The 25,219-nt window shown below is 56.3% G+C and carries 23 protein-coding genes; 16 read left to right on the top strand and 7 right to left on the bottom strand.

What is annotated here, in order from left to right:
- The first annotated feature begins 4 nt into the window (after positions 1 to 4).
- The 4 genes from DUD43_RS10860 to DUD43_RS10845 all read left to right on the top strand — a co-directional run bounded on the left by DUD43_RS10860 (position 5) and on the right by DUD43_RS10845 (position 3,011).
- Positions 5 to 601 (top strand): IMPACT family protein, encoded by a 597-nt coding sequence (locus DUD43_RS10860; protein WP_153230304.1) that lies wholly within the window; start codon positions 5 to 7, stop codon positions 599 to 601.
- A 208-nt stretch (positions 602 to 809) separates the two neighbouring features.
- Positions 810 to 1,340 (top strand): redoxin family protein, encoded by a 531-nt coding sequence (locus DUD43_RS10855; RefSeq protein WP_153230303.1) that lies wholly within the window; start codon positions 810 to 812, stop codon positions 1,338 to 1,340.
- Between the two features lie 24 nt (positions 1,341 to 1,364).
- Positions 1,365 to 1,628 carry a DUF2024 family protein gene (locus DUD43_RS10850; protein WP_153230302.1) on the top strand — a complete coding sequence of 88 codons (264 nt, stop codon included), beginning with the start codon at positions 1,365 to 1,367 and terminating at the stop codon, positions 1,626 to 1,628.
- Positions 1,629 to 1,883: 255 nt separating this feature from the next.
- Complete coding sequence (locus DUD43_RS10845; protein ID WP_153230301.1) at positions 1,884 to 3,011, top strand: flavin-containing monooxygenase; 1,128 nt, start codon at positions 1,884 to 1,886, stop codon at positions 3,009 to 3,011.
- A gap of 151 nt (positions 3,012 to 3,162) precedes the next feature.
- Here the strand turns inward: DUD43_RS10845 and trxA are convergent, their stop codons facing one another.
- Positions 3,163 to 3,543 (bottom strand): thioredoxin, encoded by a 381-nt coding sequence (trxA, locus tag DUD43_RS10840; RefSeq protein WP_009462103.1) that lies wholly within the window; start codon positions 3,541 to 3,543, stop codon positions 3,163 to 3,165.
- Positions 3,544 to 3,663: 120 nt separating this feature from the next.
- Entirely contained in the window at positions 3,664 to 4,956 is a 1,293-nt protein-coding gene (locus tag DUD43_RS10835; protein ID WP_153230300.1) for an NCS2 family permease, read from the bottom strand.
- Between the two features lie 188 nt (positions 4,957 to 5,144).
- Here DUD43_RS10835 and tsaD point away from each other — a divergent pair, with 188 nt between their 5' ends.
- Entirely contained in the window at positions 5,145 to 6,203 is a 1,059-nt protein-coding gene (tsaD, locus tag DUD43_RS10830; protein WP_153230299.1) for a tRNA (adenosine(37)-N6)-threonylcarbamoyltransferase complex transferase subunit TsaD, read from the top strand.
- A gap of 3 nt (positions 6,204 to 6,206) precedes the next feature.
- Here tsaD and plsY read toward each other — a convergent pair whose 3' ends face one another.
- Positions 6,207 to 6,848, bottom strand: a complete 642-nt coding sequence (gene plsY / locus DUD43_RS10825) for a glycerol-3-phosphate 1-O-acyltransferase PlsY (protein WP_153230298.1) — start codon at positions 6,846 to 6,848, stop codon at positions 6,207 to 6,209.
- Between the two features lie 116 nt (positions 6,849 to 6,964).
- On the opposite strand from plsY, the gene surE reads away from it, so the two are divergent.
- The 4 genes from surE (at position 6,965) to rlmD (ending at position 10,979) form a co-directional block, all read left to right on the top strand.
- Positions 6,965 to 7,705, top strand: a complete 741-nt coding sequence (surE, locus tag DUD43_RS10820; RefSeq protein WP_153230297.1) for a 5'/3'-nucleotidase SurE — start codon at positions 6,965 to 6,967, stop codon at positions 7,703 to 7,705.
- Positions 7,702 to 8,526 carry a protein-L-isoaspartate(D-aspartate) O-methyltransferase gene (locus tag DUD43_RS10815; protein WP_153230296.1) on the top strand — a complete coding sequence of 275 codons (825 nt, stop codon included), beginning with the start codon at positions 7,702 to 7,704 and terminating at the stop codon, positions 8,524 to 8,526. Before surE ends, DUD43_RS10815 begins: the two co-directional genes overlap by 4 nt.
- Positions 8,527 to 8,549: 23 nt before the next feature.
- The gene (locus DUD43_RS10810) at positions 8,550 to 9,374 is read left to right on the top strand and encodes a peptidoglycan DD-metalloendopeptidase family protein (protein WP_153230295.1); all 825 of its coding nucleotides are present in this window, start codon (positions 8,550 to 8,552) and stop codon (positions 9,372 to 9,374) included.
- A gap of 294 nt (positions 9,375 to 9,668) precedes the next feature.
- Positions 9,669 to 10,979, top strand: coding sequence for a 23S rRNA (uracil(1939)-C(5))-methyltransferase RlmD (gene rlmD, locus DUD43_RS10805; protein WP_228125765.1), 1,311 nt, complete (start codon positions 9,669 to 9,671; stop codon positions 10,977 to 10,979).
- A gap of 108 nt (positions 10,980 to 11,087) precedes the next feature.
- Here the strand turns inward: rlmD and DUD43_RS10800 are convergent, their stop codons facing one another.
- Positions 11,088 to 11,756, bottom strand: coding sequence for a TetR/AcrR family transcriptional regulator (locus DUD43_RS10800; RefSeq protein WP_153230293.1), 669 nt, complete (start codon positions 11,754 to 11,756; stop codon positions 11,088 to 11,090).
- A gap of 228 nt (positions 11,757 to 11,984) precedes the next feature.
- Here DUD43_RS10800 and DUD43_RS10795 point away from each other — a divergent pair, with 228 nt between their 5' ends.
- The 3 genes from DUD43_RS10795 to DUD43_RS10785 all read left to right on the top strand — a co-directional run bounded on the left by DUD43_RS10795 (position 11,985) and on the right by DUD43_RS10785 (position 17,883).
- Entirely contained in the window at positions 11,985 to 13,397 is a 1,413-nt protein-coding gene (locus tag DUD43_RS10795) for an NAD(P)/FAD-dependent oxidoreductase (RefSeq protein WP_228125764.1), read from the top strand.
- 154 nt (positions 13,398 to 13,551) lie between these two features.
- Positions 13,552 to 16,002 (top strand): penicillin G acylase, encoded by a 2,451-nt coding sequence (locus DUD43_RS10790; protein WP_153230292.1) that lies wholly within the window; start codon positions 13,552 to 13,554, stop codon positions 16,000 to 16,002.
- A 324-nt stretch (positions 16,003 to 16,326) separates the two neighbouring features.
- Positions 16,327 to 17,883 (top strand): SEL1-like repeat protein, encoded by a 1,557-nt coding sequence (locus tag DUD43_RS10785; protein WP_194273380.1) that lies wholly within the window; start codon positions 16,327 to 16,329, stop codon positions 17,881 to 17,883.
- A 508-nt stretch (positions 17,884 to 18,391) separates the two neighbouring features.
- On the opposite strand, the gene argH is transcribed toward DUD43_RS10785, so the two are convergent.
- A complete protein-coding gene (gene argH, locus DUD43_RS10780) occupies positions 18,392 to 19,813 on the bottom strand; it encodes an argininosuccinate lyase (RefSeq protein ID WP_137430302.1) in 1,422 nt (473 codons plus the stop codon).
- A gap of 145 nt (positions 19,814 to 19,958) precedes the next feature.
- Here argH and DUD43_RS10775 point away from each other — a divergent pair, with 145 nt between their 5' ends.
- From DUD43_RS10775 to DUD43_RS10765, 3 genes are read left to right on the top strand one after another with little or no spacing between them, the layout of a single operon-like run.
- On the top strand, positions 19,959 to 21,269 hold the full coding sequence (locus tag DUD43_RS10775; protein WP_153230290.1) for a mechanosensitive ion channel family protein: 1,311 nt from the start codon (positions 19,959 to 19,961) through the stop codon (positions 21,267 to 21,269).
- A gap of 19 nt (positions 21,270 to 21,288) precedes the next feature.
- Positions 21,289 to 21,627 carry a P-II family nitrogen regulator gene (locus DUD43_RS10770; RefSeq protein WP_003799650.1) on the top strand — a complete coding sequence of 113 codons (339 nt, stop codon included), beginning with the start codon at positions 21,289 to 21,291 and terminating at the stop codon, positions 21,625 to 21,627.
- A 50-nt stretch (positions 21,628 to 21,677) separates the two neighbouring features.
- The gene (locus DUD43_RS10765) at positions 21,678 to 22,520 is read left to right on the top strand and encodes an aldo/keto reductase (RefSeq protein WP_153230289.1); all 843 of its coding nucleotides are present in this window, start codon (positions 21,678 to 21,680) and stop codon (positions 22,518 to 22,520) included.
- Positions 22,521 to 22,608: 88 nt separating this feature from the next.
- Here DUD43_RS10765 and DUD43_RS10760 read toward each other — a convergent pair whose 3' ends face one another.
- Together DUD43_RS10760 and DUD43_RS10755 are read right to left on the bottom strand one after the other, a co-directional pair.
- On the bottom strand, positions 22,609 to 23,817 hold the full coding sequence (locus tag DUD43_RS10760; protein ID WP_153230288.1) for an MFS transporter: 1,209 nt from the start codon (positions 23,815 to 23,817) through the stop codon (positions 22,609 to 22,611).
- Between the two features lie 50 nt (positions 23,818 to 23,867).
- On the bottom strand, positions 23,868 to 24,443 hold the full coding sequence (locus DUD43_RS10755) for a chorismate--pyruvate lyase family protein (RefSeq protein ID WP_153230287.1): 576 nt from the start codon (positions 24,441 to 24,443) through the stop codon (positions 23,868 to 23,870).
- Positions 24,444 to 24,479: 36 nt separating this feature from the next.
- Here DUD43_RS10755 and DUD43_RS10750 point away from each other — a divergent pair, with 36 nt between their 5' ends.
- Complete coding sequence (locus tag DUD43_RS10750; RefSeq protein ID WP_042480926.1) at positions 24,480 to 25,214, top strand: pseudouridine synthase; 735 nt, start codon at positions 24,480 to 24,482, stop codon at positions 25,212 to 25,214.
- Positions 25,215 to 25,219 lie beyond the last annotated feature (5 nt).

Below are 25,219 nucleotides of genomic sequence, written 5' to 3'. Positions count from 1 at the left end.
AGGGGTGGCCGTCTTTACCCTGCGTGAGCCCACCAGCTTTGAGCAGGACATCAAAAAAAGCCGTTTTCTGGCACTGGCTGCGCCTGTAGACAGTGCCAGCCAGGCTTTGGCCTTCTTCCAGGCCAAGGGTGTGCCCGATGCCACGCATAATTGCTGGGCCTACAAGATCGGGTCTGAATACCGCTTTAATGATGATGGCGAACCCGGTGGTACAGCCGGGCGTCCCATTTTGCAAGCCATAGAAGGCCAGGACTGCGACCGTGTCGCGGTGCTGGTGATACGCTGGTTTGGGGGCGTCAAGCTGGGTACGGGCGGTCTGGTGCGTGCCTATGGGGGCGTGGCCGCTCAATGTCTGCGTCTTGCCGACAAGCAGGAGCTGATTCCCATGGCAGCCTTGCGCTGCCGCTGCTCCTTTGCGGATCTGGCACTGGTTCAATCCCGTTTCGACAGCTTTGGTGTTCAGGTTCAGGACGAGCAATTCGATGCGGAAGGCGTGCAGTGGCTCTTGAATCTGCCGGTCGAGCATAAAGCGGATTTTCAGCAGTCCTTTATCAATATGACGCGCGGTCAGGGTGAATGTGAGCCCCTGGAGCAAGCGTAAGTCATTTTCTGTTCAGCCCAAGGTCCGCAATGGACCTCTTGCCGCCATCTGCCTTGATGTGGCCTTCTGGACGCAAAGGTATCTTTTCCAGACGATTGTCCCTCTGCACCGTCCAGGCTGTGGCCATACTAAATACCTCTGATTCCTTCTAAGTCTGCATCCAGCCTGCGGGTATGATCGGGTTTAGTCAGCATTGTGGGTGTATGCCATGTCCTACGAGATCCATGCCAGTCAGTGGCTCAATACGACCGCGCCATTAAGCCTGGCGTCCTTGCGGGGCCGAGTGGTGGTGGTCACGGCCTTTCAGATGCTTTGTCCTGGTTGTGTCATTAACAGCCTGCCGCAAGCCAAGAAGCTGGATACGCTGTTCTCGCGCGATGATCTGCGCATCATTGGTCTGCATAGCGTGTTCGAGCATCACGAGGTAATGGGCCCTGCGGCTTTGCAGGCTTTTGTCCATGAGTACCGGCTGAATTTCCCCATCGCCATTGATCAGCCCTCAGACAGCGGCCCTTTGCCGCGCACCATGAAGGAGTGGGGTCTGGGCGGGACGCCATCCACCATCATTTTTGATCGTGACGGCAATCTGGCCCTGAAGGAATTGGGCCATCTGGACGATCTGCGGCTGGGCGCGTTTGTCGGCCAGCTGATTGCTCGCCACCCCGCGCAAGCGGACAAGAAAGAGGGGATTACCGACAAGGAAGGTTCTTCCTCCTCTGGGCCTACCTGTACCTATTAGGTTTTTTGCTGAAAAGGGTTTGTCATGAAGATTGCGGTGTTTGATACCTATGTTGTGCGTCCCGACGGGCGTCGTATGCACTTTGATATTTTGGTCAGCGACGATGCCAAGGATATGGACAAAGTCTTGAGCTATGGCCAGCGTTATCTGGCGGCCAAAGGGGTGAATGTGGAAAATTTCACCTCGCGCGAGTGCCGCTTTTGCCATACGGAAATGGCGTCTGCGCCGGTAGAGAATGAAATCAAACGCAGTGGTTTCGCGATCATCGAGCTGGAAAACTGCGAGTAATCTTTGTGTCGGCTTTGCTTTGAGCGGCTACATGGCTTTAGTGTCATGAAGGCTTGAAGCCATAACGCCCCTTCTATCAACAGAAGGGGCGTTTTTGTTTTTATCCCTCGCTTGAAATCGACTTTCAATAGCAAAGAAACAGACCTGCATCAGGCCGATATTGCCTTCGGTGGGTGACTGAAGATCATGCTTGACCTTAAAGTAACTGCAATCTTTAGCCTCTTGGGTGTTGGAAATATACCTAAGCAGGGTGACATGATTACGCAAAGTTCTACGCGCAAGTTGGAGCATGTTCTGGTCATTGGCGCTGGCCAGGCTGGGCTGGCAGCCGGCTATTGGCTGAAACAGGAAAACCTCTCTTTTGAGATCCTCGAAGCCGAAACCCGGATCGGTAATAGCTGGCGGCGGCGCTATGCCTCCCTAAGCCTGTTCACAACGCGGGAGTTCAGCGCTTTGCCGGGCTTGTCCTTGGAGGGCGATCCAGATGGCTACGCCGCTCGTGACGAGTTCGCGGACTATCTGGAGCGCTATGCTCAGCATTTCGGTTTGCCTGTACGTCTGGGCGTGTCGGTGGAGAAACTGACACGAGACTCGGCCGGGCTATTCACGGCCTTGCTCTCCAGCGGAGAGTCCGTCAGCGCCAGTCAGGTCATTATTGCCACCGGCGGTTTTCAAAATCCTGTGATACCCGCTTTGGCCAAAGGTTTCGGCCCAGAGGTGCTGCAGCTGACACCTGAAAACTTCGGAGACGGCTCCAGCGTGCCAGCAGGAACCGTACTGGTGGTAGGCGATGGTGCTAGCGGACGTGATCTGGCTGTGCTTGCCCGGAACGGGCATGAAGTCATACTGGCAAGGGGTAAACCCAGAAAGATGCTGCCCGAACGTATTTTCGGGAAATCAATCTGGTGGTGGCTACGTCGTCTGGGATTGCTGAATGTCTCGGGTTCATCCCGTATTGGTCGTCTGATGCAGCGCAAGGATCCATTCCCGGACCGGGATCGCAGCCTGGAAAGCCTGGCGGCGCGGGGAATTGTCTTGATGCCTCGCCTGCTTGAAGCCAAGGGTGGGGAGGCCATTTTTGATGGGGGCCAAAGCCACAAGATTGCAGCTGTCGTTTGGGCCGTAGGCTACCGGGACCAGACTGATTGGTTGCAGGTCCGCCATGCCTTGGACGATCAAGGCCGTTTCTTGCAGGAAGAAGGGGTGTCGCCTGTTTCAGGGCTTTATTTTCTGGGACGACCCTGGCAACGTAACCGCGCTTCCGCTCTGGTGATGGGAGTGGGCGACGATGCAAAGCAGATCGTGAAAGCCATTACGGCCTCACGTGATCGGTCGCTGGGGGCTCGTGCAGGACAAGCCAAGGTGATGGCTGCCGCGACTTAGAGAGTCTGGCGTAGCCAGAAGGCAAACAGCACAACGATCTGCCTGTGTTTTCAGAGCGTTGTGCTGTTGCGTACAGGTCTTGCTTCAAACCTGTTTTTAGCCGTTTTTTGGTAACTTGCAGCGTAATGCTCTAGCCGCCAAGTCGGACTAATTAAGCCTGGTCAGGCTGCTGGTTTTGCTGGGCAGCAATTTCAGCGTGGACCTTTTCCATGTCCACGGCCTGGACTTGCTCGATCAGGTCGTCCAGCTGGGCAGCGGACAGGGCGCCGGCTTGCGAGAACAGCAAGACGTTTTCACGGAAAACCATCAGGGTAGGAATGGAGCGAATACGCAGGCCAGCGGCCAGTTCCTGCTCTTCTTCCGTGTTCACCTTGCCAAAGGTCACGCCGGGGTGCTTGGCCGCTGCCGCGTCAAAGACGGGGGCGAATTGGCGGCATGGACCGCACCAGGGAGCCCAGAAGTCGATGATCAGGGGTTTGCCGTCTTCTACCGCAGCCTGGAATGTTTCTTCGTTCAGTTCGACGATGCTCATGGGGGAGCCTCCGCAATAAAAAAGCGGCTGATGGTGTTCAGCCGCTTCGTTAAACATGCAATCAGTGTACTCGTTTTCCAGACAGCCCTAAAGCGCCAAACGAGTTTGCTGTAGGGTTTTTCATTCCGTAGCGATTGCGTACTTGATCACAAACAAGATGGCGACAATCAGTGTGGCCAGGTGGATACTGCGCCAGCGGCCGGTTGTCAGTTTCAGGATCACGTAGCTGATAAAACCAAAGGCCAGACCGTTGGCGATCGAGTAGGTGAAGGGCATGGTGAAGGCAGCCAGAGCAGCAGGCACAGCCTCGGTCATGTCGTCCCATTTCACTTCAGTGATTTCGCGCATCATCAAGCACGCCACGTACAGCAAGGCGGGGGCAGTGGCGTAACCAGGAACGGTTGCGGCCAGAGGCGAGAAGAACAGGGCCAGCAGGAACAGCACGCCAATGGTCAGTGCCGTCAGACCGGTACGGCCACCGGCTTGCACACCGGAGGCGCTTTCCACGTAGGCAGTGGTGCTGCTGGTGCCCAGCATGGAACCGGCCACAATGGCGGTACTGTCAGCCAGAAGGGCGCGGCCCAAGCGGTTGGGTTTGCCCTCTTCGATCAGGCGGGCGCGCTTGGCAACCCCGATCATGGTGCCGGTGGCGTCAAACACTTCTACCAGCACCAGAACCAGAATCACGTGAACAAAGCCGGTGTGCAGGGCACCCATGATGTCCAGCTGCATGAAGGTGGGCATCAGCGAGGGTGGGGTGGAGACCACACCGGCAAATTCGCTATGGCCCGTCAGCATGGACAGAATGGTCACGGCCAGAATCCCGATCAGGATTGCACCGCGTACTTTCAGCGCGTCCAGGGCGGCAATAATGAAAAAGCCCAGAATTGCGTACAGGGCAGCAGGTTGGGTCAGATCACCCAGACCAATCTTGGTGGCGGGGTGGGCCACCACAATACCCGAGTTCATCAGGGCGATCAGGCCCAGGAACATGCCGATACCGGCGGCAATTGCGCTTTGCAGGGATTTGGGAATGCCCCGAATCAGCCAGGACCGGATGCCGGTCACCGTCAGAATCAGGAAGATCACGCCAGAAATAAAGACCGCGCCCAAGGCTTGCTGCCAGGTATAGCCCAGGGTGGCGACTACGGTGAAGGCAAAAAAGGCGTTCAGACCCATGCCCGGCGCCATGCCGATAGGCCAGTTCGCCACAAAGGCCATGATGAAGGTGCCCAGAGCAGCGGCCAAGCAGGTGGCTACAAAAATGGCATTGCGATCCATCCCCGTGGACGACAGGATGTCTGGATTCACAAAAATGATGTAGGACATGGTCAGGAAGGTAGTAATACCTGCCAGGACCTCGGTACGGACGTTGGTGCCATGCTCAGTGAGTTTGAAGAGACGTTCAAACATGGGCAGCCTCCTTGTGATTATTAGGCGATCGGAGCGTGAAATTATCGATGCGGGATTTTAACCACGAGTGTGCCACTGCGTCGCCCCCCTTTGTCGCGATGTATCGGCACAACCCACACACTATCCGCTTATTGTCTTGAGGGGATAAATTCCTATTTTCCCCAATACAGCAGGCTAAAATAAGCGCCATGAATATTCTTGGATTTGAAAGTTCCTGCGATGAAACTGGCGTGGCGCTGGTCAGCACGGAACAGGGCCTGCTGGCCCATGCCTTGCACAGCCAGATCGCCATGCACCGTGAATACGGTGGGGTGGTGCCTGAACTGGCCTCTCGCGATCATATCCGTCGTGTCCTGCCTTTGACACGTCAGGTGTTGGCTTCTTGCAATATGCAGCTCGATCAGGTCGATGCCATTGCCTATACCGCTGGTCCCGGTCTGGCCGGGGCCTTGCTGGTGGGAGCCAGTGTGGCGCAGTCGATTGCCTGGTCGCTGAAAAAGCCGACCATTGCCATCCATCACCTGGAAGGCCATTTGCTCTCGCCCTTATTAGCCGAGCCGCGTCCCGAGTTTCCCTTTGTGGCCTTGCTGGTCTCGGGTGGCCATACTCAGCTGATGCGTGTAGATGGCGTGGGTCAATATGAATTGCTGGGTGAAACGCTGGATGATGCGGCCGGTGAAGCTTTTGATAAAAGCGCGAAGCTGATGGGCCTGGGCTATCCCGGTGGCCCGGCCTTGTCGCGTCTGGCTGAACACGGTGACCCCAGCGTCTACGAACTGCCGCGCCCCATGATGCACAGCAAGGATCTAGATTTCAGCTTCAGTGGTTTGAAAACCGCCGTGCTGACGCGCCTGCGCAAGCTGGAAGCGGAAGAGGGTGGGATTAGCGAACAGCAGCGCGCTGATCTGGCGGCCGCGACCGAGGCCGCGATTGTGGACGTGCTGGCTGCCAAAGCCATCAAGGCCCTGAAGCAAACGGGCTTGAAACGTCTGGTGGTGGCCGGTGGTGTGGGTGCTAACCGTCACTTGCGGGCTTATTTACAAAAAGCCGTGGCGCGTTTGAAGGGCGAGGTGTTTTTTCCGCCGCTGGAATTCTGTACCGATAACGGTGCCATGATTGCGTTTGCGGCGGCCATGCGGGTCAAGCACGGTTTGGTGACGCTGGATGACAGCCAGCATGGCTTTGCCATCCGGCCTCGCTGGGATCTGGCCTGTGTGAATCAGCCTGTCTCCCAGCAAGAGCGCTAGCGCTTATTTTTTCTTGGAACCGATCTTGCTTTCTTTGCCCGTCATCAGACGACGAATGTTTTCCTGGTGACGCCACAGCAAGAAGGCGCTGATCAGAACAAAAGCCGTGGCAATTGACGCATTCATGGGCCAGGCGACCTTGGCACCCAGCAGGTAAAACAAGGGCACGAAGATGGCACTGATGATGGCCGCCAGGGACGAGTAGCGGCTGACATAGGCAATAATCAGCCAGGTAGCGATGGTTGCCAACGCCAGCCAGGGCAGGAGAGCCAGGATGACGCCGATGGCAGTCGCGACGCCCTTGCCACCCTTGAAGCCCAGAAAGACAGGGTAGAGATGGCCGAAAAAGGCAAAGAAGGCGCTGATGCCCAGCAGGCTGGCGGGCCATCCCCAGAGGCTGATTGCTTGTTGGGTCAGAAAGACAGCCAGCCAGCCTTTGAACGCATCGCCCAGCAAGGTCAGAATGGCTGCTTTTTTATTGCCGCTACGTAGTACATTAGTGGCTCCCGGATTTTTCGAACCAAAGGTGCGAGGATCTTGCAAGCCCATGATCTTGCTGACGATTACGGCAAACGGCAGGGATCCCAGCAAATAGGACAAGAGGGCGACAAGCGGGGCGGCCACAGCAAAAGAAACGGCGTTCATGAGGATTGAGCTCCACAATTATTGTTGCGCGGATTCTACCGGCCTTGCAGCAAAATACCAAAGGCAGCAGGTACAATTTGCTGCCCCTGTTAGATTTTTAACGGAAAAAGTAAAGCATGCGTATTCTGGTCTCCAACGATGATGGCTATACAGCAGCCGGTATCGAGGCTTTGTATGAAGCCTTGCAAGGACTGGGCGAGCTGACTGTCATTGCACCCGAGACCAATTGCAGCGGTGCCAGCAATTCCCTGACCTTGAATCGTCCCCTGTCGCTGCGCCAGGCCAGCAATGGTTTTTATTTTGTTAATGGTACACCGTCCGATTGCGTGCACGTGGCCCTGACAGGCCTGCTGGATTTTCGCCCCGATCTGATTGTGTCCGGCATTAATAACGGCGCCAATATGGGCGACGACACCCTGTATTCGGGCACGGTAGCGGCCGCCATGGAAGGCCATTTGTTTGGTATTCCCGCGATTGCGTTTTCCTTGATCGAGCGCGGCTGGAAGAACCTGGATAGCGCGGCGCGCGTGGCACGGGATCTGGTACAGCGTTGTCAGAAGCAGCCGCTGGCGGCCAATACCTTGCTGAACGTGAACATTCCTTGTTTGCCCTACGAAGCCTTGAAGGGTACGCAAGTCACCCGCTTGGGCAAGCGTCATCCTTCAGAGCCGGTTGTCAAAAGCCAGACGCCTTATGGCGAGCCCGTGTATTGGATTGGCCGTGTCGGTGGCGTGTCCGATAGCGAGCAGGGCACGGATTTCGGTGCAGTTGAACAAGGAGCGGTATCCATTACCCCCTTGCGCGCGGACCTGACCCACCATGAGCAACTGGCCGGATTGCGGGACTGGATGCAATGACAAGTAAACCAGGCAAGCGCTATCCTTTTGCAGACGGCACTCGGAACCGGTTTGGCAAGTCCAGCCTGGGTAGTGGTCTGTCTGCCAGCAACAGCAATACACGTATTGTGCAACGGGGTCAGTTACAACCGACACCATCGGCCGGTTTGTCACCGCAAGTGTCAACAAGTGTCAACCTGGGTTTGAACTCGGAACGCTCGCGTGGCATGATGATCGAGCGCTTGCGCCGTCAGGGAATTACCGACGAACGAGTGCTGGCGGCCATGCAAGCAGTACCGCGCCATCAGTTTGTTGATCAGGGTTTGGCCAGCCGGGCCTATGAAGATGATGCCTTGCCCATTGGCTTTGCGCAGACCATCTCTCAGCCTTGGGTGGTGGCCCATATGATCAGCCTGGTGTGTGACCAGAAAATACCGGCCAAGGTGCTGGAAGTGGGAGCTGGATGTGGTTATCAGGCTGCTGTTTTGGCACAATTGGTCAAAGAAGTGTATGCCGTAGAACGTATCAAAGGTTTGTGCGATATGGCCCGCGATCACATGCGCCAATTAGGGCTGTCGCAACGGGCTCGAATAATGTTTGGTGACGGAATGCAAGGTTACCCTGCGGCTGCACCATATGATGCTATTGTTGTGGCGGCAGCCGGTCCGGTCATTCCCAGAACCTTATTGGAACAATTAACATTGGGGGGGAGACTGATCGCCCCTGAAGGTACGACACAACAGCGTCTGGTTTTGGTGGAACGCACCGGACAGGCTACTTGGCGTCGTGAAGAACTTGATGCGGTTCGCTTCGTACCGATGCGAGCCGGAACCCAGATTTAGTCAGATATTCTCAGGAGATTTATATGCAGCATGCAGTCAGGTTACCGTTAACCGCTGCTTCCACCGGTACACAGTGGTTCTTGACGCCTCGTCAGTGCCTGGTGGCGGCTGTGGTCACCAGTACCCTGCTGGCTGGTTGTGCAAGCCGTAATGAGCGTGCCCCAGTCACTGACCTGAGTTCCTCTTCGGCGGCAGGCAGCGTCAGCAGTGCCTCGGGTACCTATGTGGTGCGCCCTGGCGATACGCTCTACAAGATTGCACAAGCGCACGGCATGGACGTGAACTCGCTGATCCAGTTGAACCAGATTACGGATCCTTCCATGCTGCGCGTGGGTCAAACCTTGCGTCTGGATGGCAACACCTCGATGGCGGCGGTGGCAACTCGCCCAGCCGGTAGCGGTAGCACACAGACCTCGCCAGTCAGCCCGGCCACTCCGGTCAAGACTGAGACGCCCGTGTCTGCACCTCGCGCCAGTGATGCGGCCCTGATCGCCTGGGGCTGGCCTGCCAGCGGCAAGATCATCCAGGGTTTCAATGCCTCGACCAAGGGTATTGATATTGAAGGCAAAGTAGGCGATCCCGTGGTTGCCGCTGCTGATGGCAAGATCATGTACGCCGGTAACGGTGTGCGCGGTCTGGGCTCCATGGTTCTGGTCGGTCACAGCAATGGCTTTATTACGGCCTATGCTCACAACAGCACCTTGCACGTCAAAACTGGCCAGCAAGTGACCAAGGGTCAGCGTATTGCCGATCTGGGTCAGTCTGACACCACCTCGCCACGACTGCACTTCGAGATTCGTCGTTCCGGTACGCCGGTCAACCCGATCTCGTATCTGCCTACGCGTTAAGCTCGGTATCTGGACTGAAAAAAGCGGCTTCTGGCCGCTTTTTTTGTGGATCGCGTTTGGCGGTTTGGTACGGAATGACGGGGTGAAAGGAAATCCCCCGGACTTGATGGCTATGTCTCCTGTTCGGCTCGGATATAAGGGATTCCATCGTGTTGTTGAACCGCCATTGTCGCGTTCTGCTTGTTTTTACCCGTTGTGCCGAATGCTCATTGTAAAATCAGCGATTCGCCATCGTTTGCAGCAATGCAACTGCGCCATTCTGCTTGGCAGGACGCTTATTTAGGTTTTTATCGAATGTCTGACGTATTGTTAATTGAATCGCTGGATCTGGAAGGGCGCGGCGTCGCTCATAAAGACGGCAAAGTGGTGTTTGTGGAAGGCGCCTTGCCCGGCGAGGAAGTGCTGGCCGAGACGGTGCGCTCCAAGGATTCCTACGATAAAGCCCGCATGACGGCTTTGTTGAAAGCCTCGTCGCAGCGTGCCGAGCCTCCCTGTCCCAACTTTGGTGTCTGTGGCGGCTGTGCCATGCAGCATCTGGAGCCCTCGGCTCAGGTTGCGGTCAAGCAGCGTGTGCTGGAAGATTCTCTGGGCCATATCGGCAAGGTTCAGCCAGGCCGCGTGCTGGCGCCCTTGCACGGCCCTTACTGGGGCTACCGTTATCGCGCCCGTTTCTCCATGCGCTACGTGCCTAAAAAGGGTGGGGTGCTGGTCGGTTTCCGTGAAAAGAATGGCCGCTATGTGGTGGACATGACTGAATGTCGAGTGCTGCCCGCCAAGGTTTCTGCCTTGCTGGAACCCTTGCGCTCCTGTCTGGCTGGCTTGTCCCGCCCGGATCGCCTGCCGCAGATTGAGCTGGCCATGGGCGACAAGATCACGACCTTGACCTTGCGTCATATGGAGCCGTTGACCAGCGAGGATATCCAGCGTTTGCAGAGCTTCGGCCAAGAGCATGACATTAGCTGGTGGCTGCAGCCCAAGGGCCCGGAGACGGCGCATCCCTTGCTGCGAGAAGATGCGGACAAGCTGGCTTACGCACTGCCTGAATTTGATTTGCGCATGCCGTATCGTCCTACGGACTTTACGCAAGTGAACCACGACATTAACCGCAGCCTGATCTCGCGCGCCTTGACCTTGCTGGACGTCAAGCCCGAGCATCGTGTTGCGGACCTGTTCTGTGGCCTGGGTAACTTCAGCCTGCCGCTGGCACGTCGTGCCGCCGAAGTGGTCGGGATTGAAGGCAGCAGCACCTTGACCGAGCGTGCCGGTGAAGCGGCCTTGGCTCATGACTTGCAGGACAAGGCAAAGTTCACAACGCTGAACCTGTTTGAAGTGGACGTGCAATGGCTGCGTGATCTGGGTCATTTTGATCGCATGTTGATTGACCCGCCTCGTGATGGTGCCTTTGCTGTGGCTACCGCTTTGGCTCAGCTGGAAAAGCACGAACGTCCTGAGCGTCTGGTTTATGTGTCCTGTAGCCCAGGTACCCTGGCTCGTGATGCCGGTGTATTGGTTCACCAAGGTGGCTATACGCTGGAATCGGCCGGTGTGGTGAACATGTTCCCGCACACGGCACACGTGGAATCGATTGCGGTCTTTACGCGCTAAGAACGCCCAGGCGGGCTGAATATAAAACGCCCCGCAAATTGGACAAAGTTCCAGTTTGTGGGGCGTTCTTGTTTTCCCAAGGAGGCCTTTGCTAAACCAGCCTCTGGCTTATTGCTCTGTGGCAGGCGTCGCCGCTTTCCCCGCATGGGCAATCAAACCATCGTGTATCAGTTCCATCATCATTTTGAATACCTGCTCGGATTGCAGGTGCACAAAGCGGGGCAGAATCTGGCGCAACATGGGCACGTCCTCGGCAGGCCATTGTTCCAGTTCCTTCAGCTCTTCCTCGGTCACTGGCCGTATCAGCCCGCCCAGCTCTCCTTGAATCAAGCCGTAGAGGGCGGCGTACCAGCCTACACAGGCGGCGGGGATTTCGGCGTCGCTCAAGCCGCCATCACGCAAAGCGCGATAAACCTGCTCAAGAACCAGATAGTCAGCCTTGCCGGTATTCAGAAACCGCTGCATCTGCCTGAAGGTCTGCGGATGGTTCAAGGCCAGTTCGCGGTACTGCCGGGCCAGTTCATAAAGTCGCTCTGTCCACGACAAGTCGGTGTCTACCGCTTGAATGCGACCCGTTAAATAATCCGCCATTGCACGTAACAAGCCTTCTTTGGACTTGAAGTGATAGAGCACGGCCATTGGATCGCAGCCGACTCGCTCCCCCAGTTTGCGTAAAGAAAAGCCGCTGTCCCCGGCTTCCTCCATCAAGGTGACGGCGGCCATGACCAGCTCGTCCTTATTTAGTTTTCGCGTGCGCGTGGCGGGTGCTTGGGCCAATAGAGTTCCTTTGTCGAACCAGATAGTGGAGAGGGCAGATTTGCCAAGTTTAACTCTACAGAGTAGAATAAATTAATTCTACAGTGTAGAAGAAGATCGTTCCACCCCGTTTTTACGACGCGGTGTTGATAACGAGACAGAACGGAACGCCGCGTTGACGGGGCGTCACCGGAGCATTCCGCTCTGTGATCCAGGCGGCCAAAAGGCCGTGACAGACACAGGACATTTATGCTTATTTCTAAACCCACTCTTTTAAACGATGTTTCCAGTGCAGAGAGCTTGCTGGTCAGTAACCCCCGATTGTGGAACTGGCGAAAAGATCATCTGAACGAAACCGTCGCGCCCGCGACGTATTACGAAGCATCACTTGCTCCCTGGAACCGCTTTGACCCTCTGCAAGCCGACACGCAATGTGATGTGCTGGTCGTGGGTGGTGGTTTGCTGGGTGCCTCTACCGCCTTGCACCTGGCCCGCTCCGGTCTGGATGTGGTGCTGGTGGAAAAAGACAGTATTGGCTCCGCGGCATCAGGCCGTAACGGCGGCCAGTTAACACCAGGCCTGGCCCGTTGGGAGGCCGCAGACATGATTGCCCATCTGCCTTTGGATGAGGCTCGTCGCTTGTGGCGCTTTGCCTCGCATGAAGCCATGGATCTGCTCGATCAGATTGCTCAGGATTACGAGCTGGACTTTGATCGTCGTCGTGGCCATTTGACGGCTGCCGTTCATGCAGGCCATATGGGTGCTTTGGTGGAGGGGGCGGATGCCCGCCGCTACCTGGGTGATACCAGTGTGGAAATTGTGGGTAGCTACGAGCTGGAGCAGGAAATCCGCTCGCCGCTGTATCACGGTGCCGTGGTGGATACCTTGGGTGGTCAACTGCATCCCTTGGCGCTGCTGCGTGGTCTGGTTTACGGCCTGGTTCAGCATGGCGGTCGAGTGTATGAAGGCAGCCCGGTCGAGGAGATCGAGCAGACAGAAAAAGGTGCTTTGGCCATCACCCCCGGTGGCACGATTCTGGCGCGTCAGGCTTTGGTGCTGGCCGTGCATGACACGACCTCGCAGTTCTTGCCTACGCAGTCCAATACCACCGTCCCGTTCTATACCTATGTGGGTGTGACCGAGCCGCTGGAGTGTCCGGTCAGTGAGCTTCTGCCAACAGACCGCGCGGTGTATGACACGCAATTCCAGATCGACTATTACCGTGCCGTGCGTCAAAACCGCTTGTTGTTTGGCGGGCAGGGTACAGGTACCAGTTGGTCCCCTGACCGTATCAATGACTACTTGCTGGATCGTATCCAGACGGTTTTCCCGCAGCTGGAGCAGGTGCAGCTGGACTTTTCCTGGAGCGGGATCAGTGACTTCACCCTGAACGGGGCGACCGACTCGCGCAAAACCGAGGACGCGGTGCCCGTCTACATGGTGCATGGCTGGAGTGGCCACGGCGTGGCGCAAACCGTGCGTATTGGTAAAGCCATTAGTGACGACGTGATGGGTCGTAACGAGGACTTTGCCATGCTGACGGACATCACCCACCGCAGCATTCCTCTGGGCCACCAGTTATCGGGTCTGGCTATCCCTGTGGTCAAGGCCGCGATAGGCATGATGAGCGCGGTAAATCCCGGTCGTCTGGTGTCTTTCTAAGTCCGTTTTCAAGTCCCTGTTCAGCAGCGCTGACTAGGGCAAGCCCTTACTTGTTTTCGATCCTGATTGCTTTACATTGTGATTTCCTATTTGTATTGGCTTCAATATTTTAGGTTCATAAGAATTTTCAGTATCATAAAAACAAGGGACAGATATGCAGAAAGGGCTTGTTCGTACAGGGGTTGCGGCCGCTGGTTTGATCTTGGGTTTGGCGTGGGCACCGGCCCACGCGCAGGTGCAGTCGGTAGAGGTGATGCGTGACAGCTATGGCGTGCCGCACGTCTTTGCCGACAGCCACTATGGTTTGTATTACGGCTATGGTTATGCGGTCGCCCAAGACCGGCTGTTCCAGATGGATATGGCGCGTCGCTCCTTTGTAGGCACAACCGCCGCCGTCCTGGGCCCTGGCGATCAGGATGTCTACGTCAAGTACGACATGCAGGTACGGCAGAACTTCACACCCGCTTCCATACAGCGACAGATCGCAGCCTTGTCCAAGGACGAGTGCGACATTTTCCGTGGCTATGCCGATGGCTATAACGCCTATCTGGAGCAGGTGCGCCGTCGTCCAGAGCTGCTGCCCAAAGAATACGTGGATTTTGATTTCCAGCCCGAGCCGCTGACGGACTTTGATGTGGTCATGATCTGGGTGGGCTCCATGGCCAATCGCTTCTCGGACACGAATCTGGAAGTGACCGCCTTGGCCATGCGTCAGTCTCTGGAAAAACAGCACGGCCCGGAACGTGGCCGTGCCTTGTTTGATGAATTGCTGTGGGTCAATGACACGACCGCTCCCACCACCGTTCCGGCACCCGCTGCCGAACGTAAACCACAGGCGCAAGCAGGGACGCAGAATCTGGCCCATGTTTCTTCGGAAGTTCTGGAAGCCGAATTGGAGCGTCAGGACAAGCACTGGGGTGGCCGTGGCCCAGACTTTGCACCCAAGGCCAGCAATCTGTGGAGTACTCGCCCCGAACGTGTTCAGGATGGATCTACGGTCCTGATCAACGGCCCGCAGTTTGGCTGGTACAACCCGGCCTACACCTACGGTATCGGTCTGCACGGTGCGGGCTTTGATGTAGTGGGCAACACGCCTTTTGCTTATCCGATTGTTCTGTTTGGCACCAATAGCGAGATTGCCTGGGGGGCGACAGCTGGTCCTCAGGACGTGGTGGATATGTACCAGGAGAAACTGAATCCGGCGCGTGCTGATCAGTACTGGTTCAACAATGCCTGGCGCACGATGGAGCAACGCAAGGAGCGCATCCAGGTGCGTGGTCAGGCTGATCGTGAAATGACGATCTGGCGCACCGTACACGGTCCTGTGATGCAGTTTGATTACGATCAGGGTGCGGCTTACAGCAAGAAACGCAGCTGGGATGGTTATGAGGTGCAGTCCTTGCTGGCGTGGTTGAACGTTGCCAAGGCACGCAACTGGACGGAGTTTCTGGATCAGGCCAGCAAGATGGCTATTTCCATTAACTGGTACTACGCCGACAAGCACGGCAATATCGGCTATGTCTCGCCTGCTTTCTTGCCCCAGCGTCCTGCCGATCAGGATATCCGCGTGCCAGCTAAAGGGGATGGCAGCATGGAGTGGCAGGGCACCAAGAGCTTCGACGCGATTCCCAAAGCCTACAACCCACCCCAAGGCTATCTGGTTAACTGGAACAACAAGCCTGCGCCGGACAAAACCAATACGGATACTTACTACTGGACCTATGGCGACCGTATGAACGAGCTGGCCAGCCAGTATCAGCAGAAAGACGTGTTCAGCGTGCAGGAGATCTGGGCGTTCAACAAGAAGGCGTCCTATAGCGATGTGAACTGGCGCTATTTCCGTCCGCATCTGGAAAAGCTGGCGCAAAGTCTGCCTGCCAATGATGGTAGCAAGGCTGCGTTGACGACCTTGCTGGCATGGGATGGTATGGAACACGATCAAGCTGGGCAAAATACCGGACCGGCACGGGTGCTGTTCAAAACCTGGCTGGAAGAAATGTACAAGCAGGTCCTGATGCCTGTCGTGCCCGAGTCCCACCGCGCCATGTACAGCCAGACTGGTTTTGCTACCCAGCAAGGCCCCAACCCCGGTTCGATCAACTTGAGCATGGGCACCAAGGTTCTGTTGCGTGCTTTGGCGTTGGAAGCACATCCTGATCCCAAGCGTGTGAATGTCTTTGGTGAGCGTTCTTCTCAGGAAATCATGCACACTGCTTTGCAAAATGCGCAGGCTCGTTTGAGCCAGGAGCAGGGCACTCAGATGGAGCGCTGGACCATGCCGACCTCGGTGCATCGCTTCAGTGACAAGAATTTCACAGGCACCCCGCAGACGACTTCTGGCAATACCTTTGCCTTTACCGGCTATCAGAACCGTGGCACGGAAAACAACCGTGTGGTGTTTGATACCCAGGGCGTGGAGTTCTGCGATGCCATGCCGCCCGGCCAAAGCGGATTCACGGATCGTAATGGCGTACGCAGCCCGCATTACGAGGATCAGTTAAAGCTGTACGAGAACTTCGAGTGCAAGACGATGGATGTGACGCACTCGGACATTCGCCGTAATGCGCAAACCAGCACGATGCTGTTGATTCAGCCTCAGCCTTAACGTTGAGTGCGGCACCTGCACTTTGGGGCGGTGCCGCTTCTTCGATCGTTGCTGGAGGGGTTTAGCAGGCCTGGAGATGTAATTAGTAAGGGACTCGCCAGTATCAGCAGCGAAGCTGACTACTCATCTTGTCCCTTGATTCTCTAGCAGATATCCTCTAAAGTATGACCGCTGGCTAAGCGGCTCGAAGAGCCTAAGGTGAGCCAGGGCATCCCTCCCCTACCGAATCGCCTTCTGTAACGCCAGCATCTGAACTCAATGCAGTTCACAATTGCTATGGTTCTAACTCGATATTGGGGGAGGGATTGGATATCGGAGTTAGCCATGATCGATAAAGATCAGTTCAGCCCATTCGTTAAAGCCCTTCAGCAGCATCTCAAGCAACACCATCCTGACTTCGACGGCAGCCTAAGTGCTGTTCGCGAGCTTGTGTCTCACGCGCTTACAAACAGGTCCAGCAATGAGCTCCTGAATGGTCAGCTCAAACACTCCCCCATCCCGTTCGGCGCTGCAATATTTGAGCGCTTGAGTCGTGCATTAAAGCAGGCGTATGGAATCTCGATGCCAGCAGAAATCTGGCGCTGGCCGCTTCCCGTGGCCTTTAAGCTTAGCCCAGCGGAGCGCATTGAGATCTGGCAAGCAGCTCTGAATCACACCCTGAGCAAAACGGAAATCGACGGCGTATGGCGTGACAACTTTGTCGACGCTGAGCCGTACATAAAGCCTATGGGTGATGGCAAGTGGGCGGTATGCAGCCGTTCACCGGTTCCATTTTGGCTTTGCCGGGATGTGTTTACTCCGGAATGGGTTACTCTTCGAAACGCTGATAATTCTATCGCCGATGATCCCACAGGGCGCGAGCTGAAGGATCGCTTGTACCACGCTGGACTATCAGCTCTTTGGAAGAAAGACTACAACACGGCCCAGCAGCGCTTTCAGGAAGCGCAGGAGAAAGGACATCCAATGGCCGCCTTTAACCTTGGCTGGATGTACAGCGAAGGGTTAGGCCATGGTCGTAATTTCATCAAAGCGGCCGAGCTGTACGAGCGTGCAGCCGAACTTGGTCTACTTACTGCCCACCATAACCTGGGTGGGATGTACTTGGAGGGGGCTGAAAACTTTCCCAAAAGCATCCCCGACGCTATCCAGCATTTTGAGCTAGCTGCTGAGGGCGGTATCGCCGCTTCGATCGGCTGCCTGGGAATGATCTACCTCAATGGCAATGGGGTGCACAAAGACCGAAATCGTGCCATCAATCTGCTGATACATGCCGCTCGGCTGGGCGACGATCACAGCCTTAATACGGTGGCGACCATCCTCGACCATCAGAATGGTGGAGTATCCACACCTGAGTCCTTTGCCCTTTACCGGGCGGCTGCTCGCTCGGCCCGTAAACTCAATCACGTCATGCCTATCTTGAACCTGGGGCTGTGCTTCCTACATGGCAACGGAGTTGGTAAAAATGTCGTGAAAGCGCGACGACTGTTTCGTATAGCTGCCAACGCGGGCGATGCTGACGCTGCATTAAACCTCGGGCTGATGTACCTAAACGGCGAAGGTATCCCGGTTGACTCGCGTGAAGCACGTTATTGGCTCAAAATGTCTGCAAAGTATGGGAATGGCGATGCGCTCAATGTGTTGGGCGCGATCGAATTCAACGGTCAGTGCGGTGCACCAAATCATCACTTGGCCTGGATTCTTTTCTCGGAGGCAGCCCAAATGGGCTCAGCAGTCGGGCTGACTAACCAAGCGCGGTGTTTGGCAACTGGTCAAGGGGTTGAACAGGACATTGATCTGGCCTATAAGCTACTTAAACAGGCGGAGGCCCAAGGGCACCCAACGGCCCGTGATGTGCGTACCCAGTTGGAGGCCCAGCTATGACACCCTTTCTAGATAACGACTTTGAGGGTGTAGAAATGGCAGAGGAGGGCTTCATCTGCAGCCAGTGTGGTTGTGTGTTTTCGCTGTATGACTTCGAGTTCGTTGACACAGAATTTGACGAAACCAAGTGCCACTGTCCGAACTGCCAGTTCAGGGCTGACTTAGACGGCCATTCCTGTGATTGCTGCGCAGAGCCTGCAGCGCACGCCTTAGGCTCAACTTTCTACTGCGAAGAGCACTTTGAAGATCTAGTGGGCGGCTGATCCCATCAAGTGCTGGCATTGCCGCCATCCGCCACCGACATGGAGGGTGGCGGAATCTCTCACTAAAAAATGGGATGGGTTTCTTTTTCCGAACTAAACGCCTGCTTCTGGCCGAAAGCAGCAGTTCCAGTCCCAACCCTGACGCAACTGACAAAGCACGTCAGATCAAATCTGATTCGATACCTATAGAAAAAGCCGCTCCTAGAACAGGAGCGGCTTTTTTCTGCTTCCAGCCGAAGCTCTTATCAGCCTGGAATACGATCCAGAATACGCTGTGCCTCGATACGAACACGCTCGGGGGCGGTGCCACCAATGTGTTTGCGCGAAGCAACAGAGCCTTCCAGGGTCAGCACGCCAAAGATATCCGATTCAATACGACTGTCGAATTTTTGCAGTTGTTCCAGGTTCAGATCAGCCAGATCGCAACCCAGTTGCTCGCACTCACGCACGGCCAAAGCCACGGTTTCGTGGGCGTCACGGAAAGGCAGGCCTTTCTTGACCAGGTAATCAGCCAGATCGGTAGCGGTCGCAAAGCCTTGCAGCGCAGCAGCACGCATGGCTTCTGGCTTTACCTTAATGCCGGAGATCAGGTCGACAAAAATGGTCAGGGTGTCGCGAATGGTATCAGCCGAGTCGAACAGACCTTCCTTGTCTTCCTGATTGTCCTTGTTGTAGGCCAGCGGTTGGCCTTTCATCAAAGTCAGCAGGGCAATCAGGTGACCATTGACGCGACCGGTCTTGCCACGGGCCAGCTCGGGAACGTCGGGGTTTTTCTTTTGCGGCATGATGGAGCTGCCGGTGCAAAAGCGATCCGCCAGATCAATAAAGCCAACGCGGGGGCTCATCCACAGCACCAGCTCCTCGGAGAAGCGGGAGATGTGCGTCATGATCAGGGCGGCTGCGGCGCAGAACTCGATGGCGAAGTCGCGGTCCGACACCGCGTCCAGCGAGTTGCGGCATACATCGTCAAAGTTCAGCAGCTTGGCGACCATTTCACGGTCGATGGGGTAGCTGGTGCCGGCCAGAGCGGCAGCGCCCAAAGGCAGGCGGTTCACGCGTTTGCGGCAGTCTTGCAGACGCTCGGCATCGCGCTGGAACATTTCGGCGTAGGCCAGCAAATGGTGGCCAAAAGTAACGGGCTGTGCCACTTGCAGGTGGGTGAAACCGGGCAAAATGGTGTCTGCCTGAGCCAGGGCCAATTCAGCCAGCTTGCGCTGCATCTGGGCCAGCAGGTCCAGAGCAATGTCGATTTCATTGCGCAGCCACAGGCGGATATCGGTTGCGACCTGGTCATTGCGTGAACGGCCCGTGTGCAAGCGCTTGCCGGCATCGCCAATCAGTTCAACCAGACGTTTTTCAATGTTCAGGTGCACGTCTTCCAGGTCCAGCAACCACTGGAACTGGCCTTGGGCGATTTCGTCCAGAATCTGGCTCATGCCGCGCTCGATGTCGGCCTTGTCCTGCTCGGTGATCACACCGACGGCGGCCAGCATGCTGGCGTGGGCCAGGGAACCCTGAATATCAAAGCGGGCCATGCGCTTGTCAAAGTCCACCGACGCTGTGTAGCGTTTGACGAGGTCAGAGACGGGCTCGGAAAAGCGAGCCGACCAGGCCATGGCCTTATTGGCGAACTGGTCTTGGGAAGAGGAGGGGGTGTTTGATGACATAGAGGGCAATTATAGTGGATCGGACGGGCTGACGCAGGTCATCCAGTCCCGCAGGAAACAGACGCTGTGCAGTATATTAGATAGTTTTCAGACTCTAGGAAACCATGCGGGCCCTTTTTGGGGCTGGCTGGACAAGGAAGAATACATGGAGCAAGAACGCACCTTTGCCGATTTGTTGGGATGGCAATGGATCGAAGCGTATTTACCGCAGGATCGCTGGGTACAGATTTTGGCCGGTTTGGCCATGCTGACGGTGCTGGTCTGGATTGTCAGCTGGTTGACCAGTTCCGTACTGTCGCGCCTGGTGCGGCGCTTGCTGAAAGTGGCGGGCAAGGACGATTGGGCGCGTGCCCTGGTCAAGAAGCGCTTTGTGCGCAATGTGGGCTATGCCGTGCCCTTGCTGGTGGTCAGCTCCAATCTGACCTTGCTGCCCCTGGCCAAGACGTTGCTGGAAATCATAGAACGGGTGGCCTTGCTGGGCTTTCTGGTCTTTCTCATCATGGCGATTGTCAGCCTGCTTGGGGCGTGGCAAGAGGTCTACGCCAATTCCAGCAAGGGGCGCACCAAGTCCATCAAGGGCTATGTGGAAGTGGCCAAGATAGCGGTGTGGGCGATTGGCATTATTGTCATGATCTCCATCATTCTGGATCAATCCCCCGTTCTGCTGCTCTCCGGTCTGGGTGCCTTGTCGGCGGTGCTCTTGCTGGTTTTTAAAGACACTTTGCTGTCGCTGGTGGCCAGCACGCAGATGAGTACCAACGATATGTTGCGCATCGGTGACTGGATCGAGATGAAGCAGGCCGGGGCGGACGGTTTTGTCATTGATATGGCGCTGCATACGGTCAAGGTCCAGAACTGGGACAAGACCGTCACCACTATTCCCACTTACAAGCTGTTCTCCGAGAGCTATCGCAACTGGCGTCAGATGTTTGAGTCGGGTGGCCGTCGTATCAAGCGCACCCTGAGCATTGATGCTTCCAGCGTTCGTTTTCTGACTCCGTCTGAAGTGGACAGCCTGTCGCGCTTTGCCTTGCTGCGCGATTATCTGAACGAGAAGAAAGAAGATCTGGAGCGCTCCAACCAGGAGTTGAGCCGTGCGGGCATGGATGCGGTCAATTACCGCCGCCTGACCAATCTGGGTACCTTCCGTGCCTACTGCATGGCCTATATCAAGCGCCACCCTGAAATCCATCAGGACATGATTCAGATGGTGCGCATGATGGAGCCCACGGCAGACGGTATCCCTATCGAGGTGTATTGCTTTACCAATAAAACCGCCTGGGTGGACCATGAGCGCATCCAAGGCGATATTTTTGACCATATTCTGGCTGTGCTGCCTGAAATCGGCTTGCGTCTGTTCCAGTCGCCTACCGGTCGCGACTTGAGCCTGGGCTTGAGTCTGGCGGCAGAAAGTCATCGCCCGTCCTTGCCGGGCGGTGCCAAAGACCCTCTTTAAATTTGACGTGCGAGTAACCATGAAACAAATTACGGCCATCATCAAACCCTTCAAGCTGGATGAAGTTCGCGAAGCCCTGGCAGAGCTGGACGTTAACGGCCTGACCGTGACTGAAGTGAAAGGCTTTGGTCGTCAAAAAGGCCATACCGAGCTGTATCGCGGTGCCGAGTATGTGGTGGATTTTCTGCCCAAGATTCGTGTGGATATCGTGGTGGCGGCTGATCGTTGTGATGCCATTATCGAAGCCATTATCAAAGCGGCCCATACGGGCAAGATTGGTGACGGCAAGATTTTTGTGACGCCGGTCGAGCAGGCTATTCGTATCCGCACTTCGGAAAGCGGCCGCGACGCACTGTAAGGTGCTTATAGCTGGGCGGGTTTGGACAGTAGTTATGGAAGGACAAGCTGATGCGATATGAAAAACTAGGGTCGGCACCGCGTGTTTCGCGGGTGGGCCAGGGCAGTTGGTATGTAGAGCAGGCCGATTGGTCGCAAAGCATGGCTGCGTTTCAGGCCGGGCTGGATGCGGGCATGAACCATATCGACACCGCCGAGATGTATGGCGACGGGCAGGCTGAAACCTTGATCGGTCAGGCGCTGCAAGGCCGCCGCCACGAGGCTTTTCTGGTGTCTAAAGTTTTGCCCTTCAATGCCAGCCGTCAGGGTGTGATCCGCGCTTGCGAGGCCAGCTTGAAGCGCTTGGGTACGGATTATCTGGATCTGTATTTATTGCATTGGCCCGGCCAGGTTCCTTTGGAAGAAACCTGCGCGGCCTTTGATCAGCTGGTACAGCAAGGCAAGATCAAGCAATGGGGCGTCAGTAATTTTGATGTGCCGGATCTGGAAGAGCTGTACGGCATCGTGGGTCCGGGCGAGATTCCCTGCAATCAGGTTTTGTATCACCTGAACGAGCGTGCAATTGAACATGCGGTCATGCCCTGGTGTCAGGAGCACAAAGTCAATGTGGTGGCGTACAGCCCCTTCGGTCACGATGATTTCCCTGAGCCGGACTCTGAAGGCGGGGCCTTGTTGGCCGAGATTGCCAGCCACTATCAGGCCACCGCACGCCAAGTGGCTTTGGCCTTTTTGCTGCGTGACCCCAATGTGTTTGTGATTCCCAAGGCATCGCGTGCGGCTCATGCCCAGCAAAACGCGGCCGCTGGGGATCTGATATTGCTGCCTGAGCATATCCAGGCACTGGATGCTCAGTTTCCACGTGGACCCAAGCCCGCTTATTTGCCAATGATTTGAATGCAAGAAGAACGGCCCCAAAGCTTTGGATTAATCCAGGCTTTGGGGCCGTTTTCCATGAGCCGTCGCTTTGCGGCTGTCGTTTTGCTTAAGTGGCGAAGTAGGGCTGACGCTTGTTCTTGAAATACAGCCAGGCCAACGCCAGCATCACCACTGCCGAGATCGGTAGCGTCCAGGTATTGACGCCGTACCAGCCATACACGGCCAGCACGCGGCCCGAGGTGAAGGAGGACAAGGCCACACAGGTAAAGATGATGAAGTCATTCAAAGCCTGTACACGGCCACGCTCTTCGGGGCGGTAGCAGTCCACCACCATATTGGTGGCACCGATAAAACCAAAGTTCCAGCCCAGACCCAGCAAGATCAGGCTGACCCAGAAGTGAGGCACCGTCATGCCCAGCAACGCCACAATGCTGGCCAGTCCCAGCAAAAGCACGCCTGCAAAGGTGACAGGGATTTTGCCAAAGCGCTTGATCAGGTTGCCGGTAAAAAAGCTTGGGCCGAACATGGCCAGAATATGCCACTGAATCCCCAGGGTGGATTCTTTCAGGCTATGGCCGTGCATGACCATGGCCAAGGGCGAGGCCGTCATCAGAAAGTTCATCAGCACATAAGAAGCGACCCCGGCTACGACCGCAATAATGAAGTAGCTATTGGAGGCAATCTCTCGCAGGGGACGTCCGGTGTAGGGGATTTTCTCTTGCTGATTCCGTGTGCCTGGTGCCAGGCGCAGGCCAAAGGCGAAGGGCAGTACCAGGGCCGCCAGGGCTGCTTGTGCCAGGAAGGCGGCGGCAAAAGGGTGCTCCGGCCAGATATCCTGCGTATGGATAATCGTCTGCGTGGCGATAATCGCTCCCAGCAGCCCCCCGGCCATGACCCAGGAAATGGCCTTGGGCCGGAAGGTGTCACTGGCATCATCGGCGGCGGCAAAGCGATAGCTTTGGACATAAGAGGCATACAGCCCGGCCAGCAGGGTGCCCACACAGAACATGACAAAGGACAGGCTGTAAATCCCGGCGGCGGCCAGTAGACCCGCTCCTATGCCCAGCAAGGCACCGATGATGTAGCCACCCTGGCGTCCCAGGCGGCGCATCAGATAGGCCGCGGGCAAAATGCCTACAGCCAGACCCAGGTTGAAAATACCCACCGGCAAGGTTGCCAGGTCCGGGCTGCTGGCCATTTTCTGGCCAACCAGACTGCTAAGCGCTACCACCAATGCCGGATTGGCCCCGCCCAGTGCTTGCATTCCAGAAAGAATAAAGGCGTTGCGACGGCTTGGATCGGCTTGCGTGGACATGGTTTGGCTCGGTATATAACTTTGTTTTATTAGTTAATGCTGAATTTCAGCTAAACCAGTGTAGCACCGCGTGCCCAGAAGGCTGGCATAAAGGATTCGGCCACCAGAAGGGGTTGACCGTGCCGCCAGAAGACGGAGCAGCGCGACAGAATCTGCTGAGCCTGCGGAACCGGTTCGCCACTGGGGTTCAGGGCGCGCTCGATCGTGCGGAAAAAGCTCATGCCGCGATTCAAACGGCAGCTTAAAAAGGCGGAACGTTGTATCTGGGCATCGTTATACAGCATGTCGGCCAGCGGACGGCTGCGCAGCCGCCGTATGCCTTGCCAGACGCTGTGCGAAGCGGGCAGGGGGGTGAAACTGCGGGCAATCACGCAGCGAATTCCGTCCACGGCCATGGACACTTCCCGTATCCAGGCCAGCGTGCCTGGCGGCTTTCGAATCAAAGCGGCTTCTTGCGGGTTCAGGCGGCAGGCGTATTCGCTGACGACTTCCAGATGGACTTTGCCCAAGCGGCGCAGACCGCCGGTCAGGGCGCCGGGACGGTGTAGCCAGTACTTTTGAGCAGGGGTGGCAGAGGGGTGAACCTGCTCATGCCAGGGTTTTTTTGTGCTGGAGGGAAATTTCATGTCCTGTATTATCGCCAAAGCCATAAAATAGCGCTCATGGAAAAAGAACGTATCTCAAAATTAATGGCCCAGCGCGGCATGTGTTCACGCCGTGAGGCGGATGCTTTCATCGAGCGCGGCTGGGTGCGTGTGGACGGTCAAATCGTCTCTGAATTGGGGAGCAAAGCCTACCCCAATCAGAAAATCACACTGGAAAAACAAGCGCGTCAGCGTCAGACCCAACGTGCCACTATTTTGCTGCACAAGCCCGTAGGCTATGTGTCGGGGCAAGCCGAAGCCGGTTATCGCAATGCGGTTTCCCTGATCGGTGCTGCCACACAGTACAAGGGTGGCCGCGGTGGTCAACGCTTTGACCCGGCGCATTTGCGCGGTCTGGCTCCGGCTGGTCGTCTGGATATTGATTCCACCGGCCTTCTGATCCTGACTCAGGATGGTCGTATTGCGCGGCAGATTATTGGCGAAGACTCGGTCATCGACAAGGAATATCTGGTGCGTGTAACCGGCAAGCTGAGCGAGCGCGGTCTGGAACTGCTGAACTTTGGTTTGAGCCTGGACGGTAAGCCCTTGCTGCCAGCCCAAGTGTCCTGGCAGAACGATGACCAGCTGCGTTTTATCCTGCGCGAAGGCAAGAAACGCCAGATTCGCCGCATGTGTGAACTGGTCGGTCTGAAGGTTGTGGGTCTGAAGCGCGTGCGTATTGGCGATCTGGTGCTGGGCGACCTGCCTATGGGCCAGTGGCGCTACATGAAAGAATCCGAGAGCCTGGCCTAAAGGCA

The organism is Alcaligenes faecalis (assembly GCF_009497775.1).
In the GTDB taxonomy this organism is placed as follows: Bacteria; Pseudomonadota; Gammaproteobacteria; order Burkholderiales; family Burkholderiaceae_B; genus Alcaligenes; species Alcaligenes faecalis_D.
This window is presented reverse-complemented; position numbering and strand designations above follow the sequence as displayed.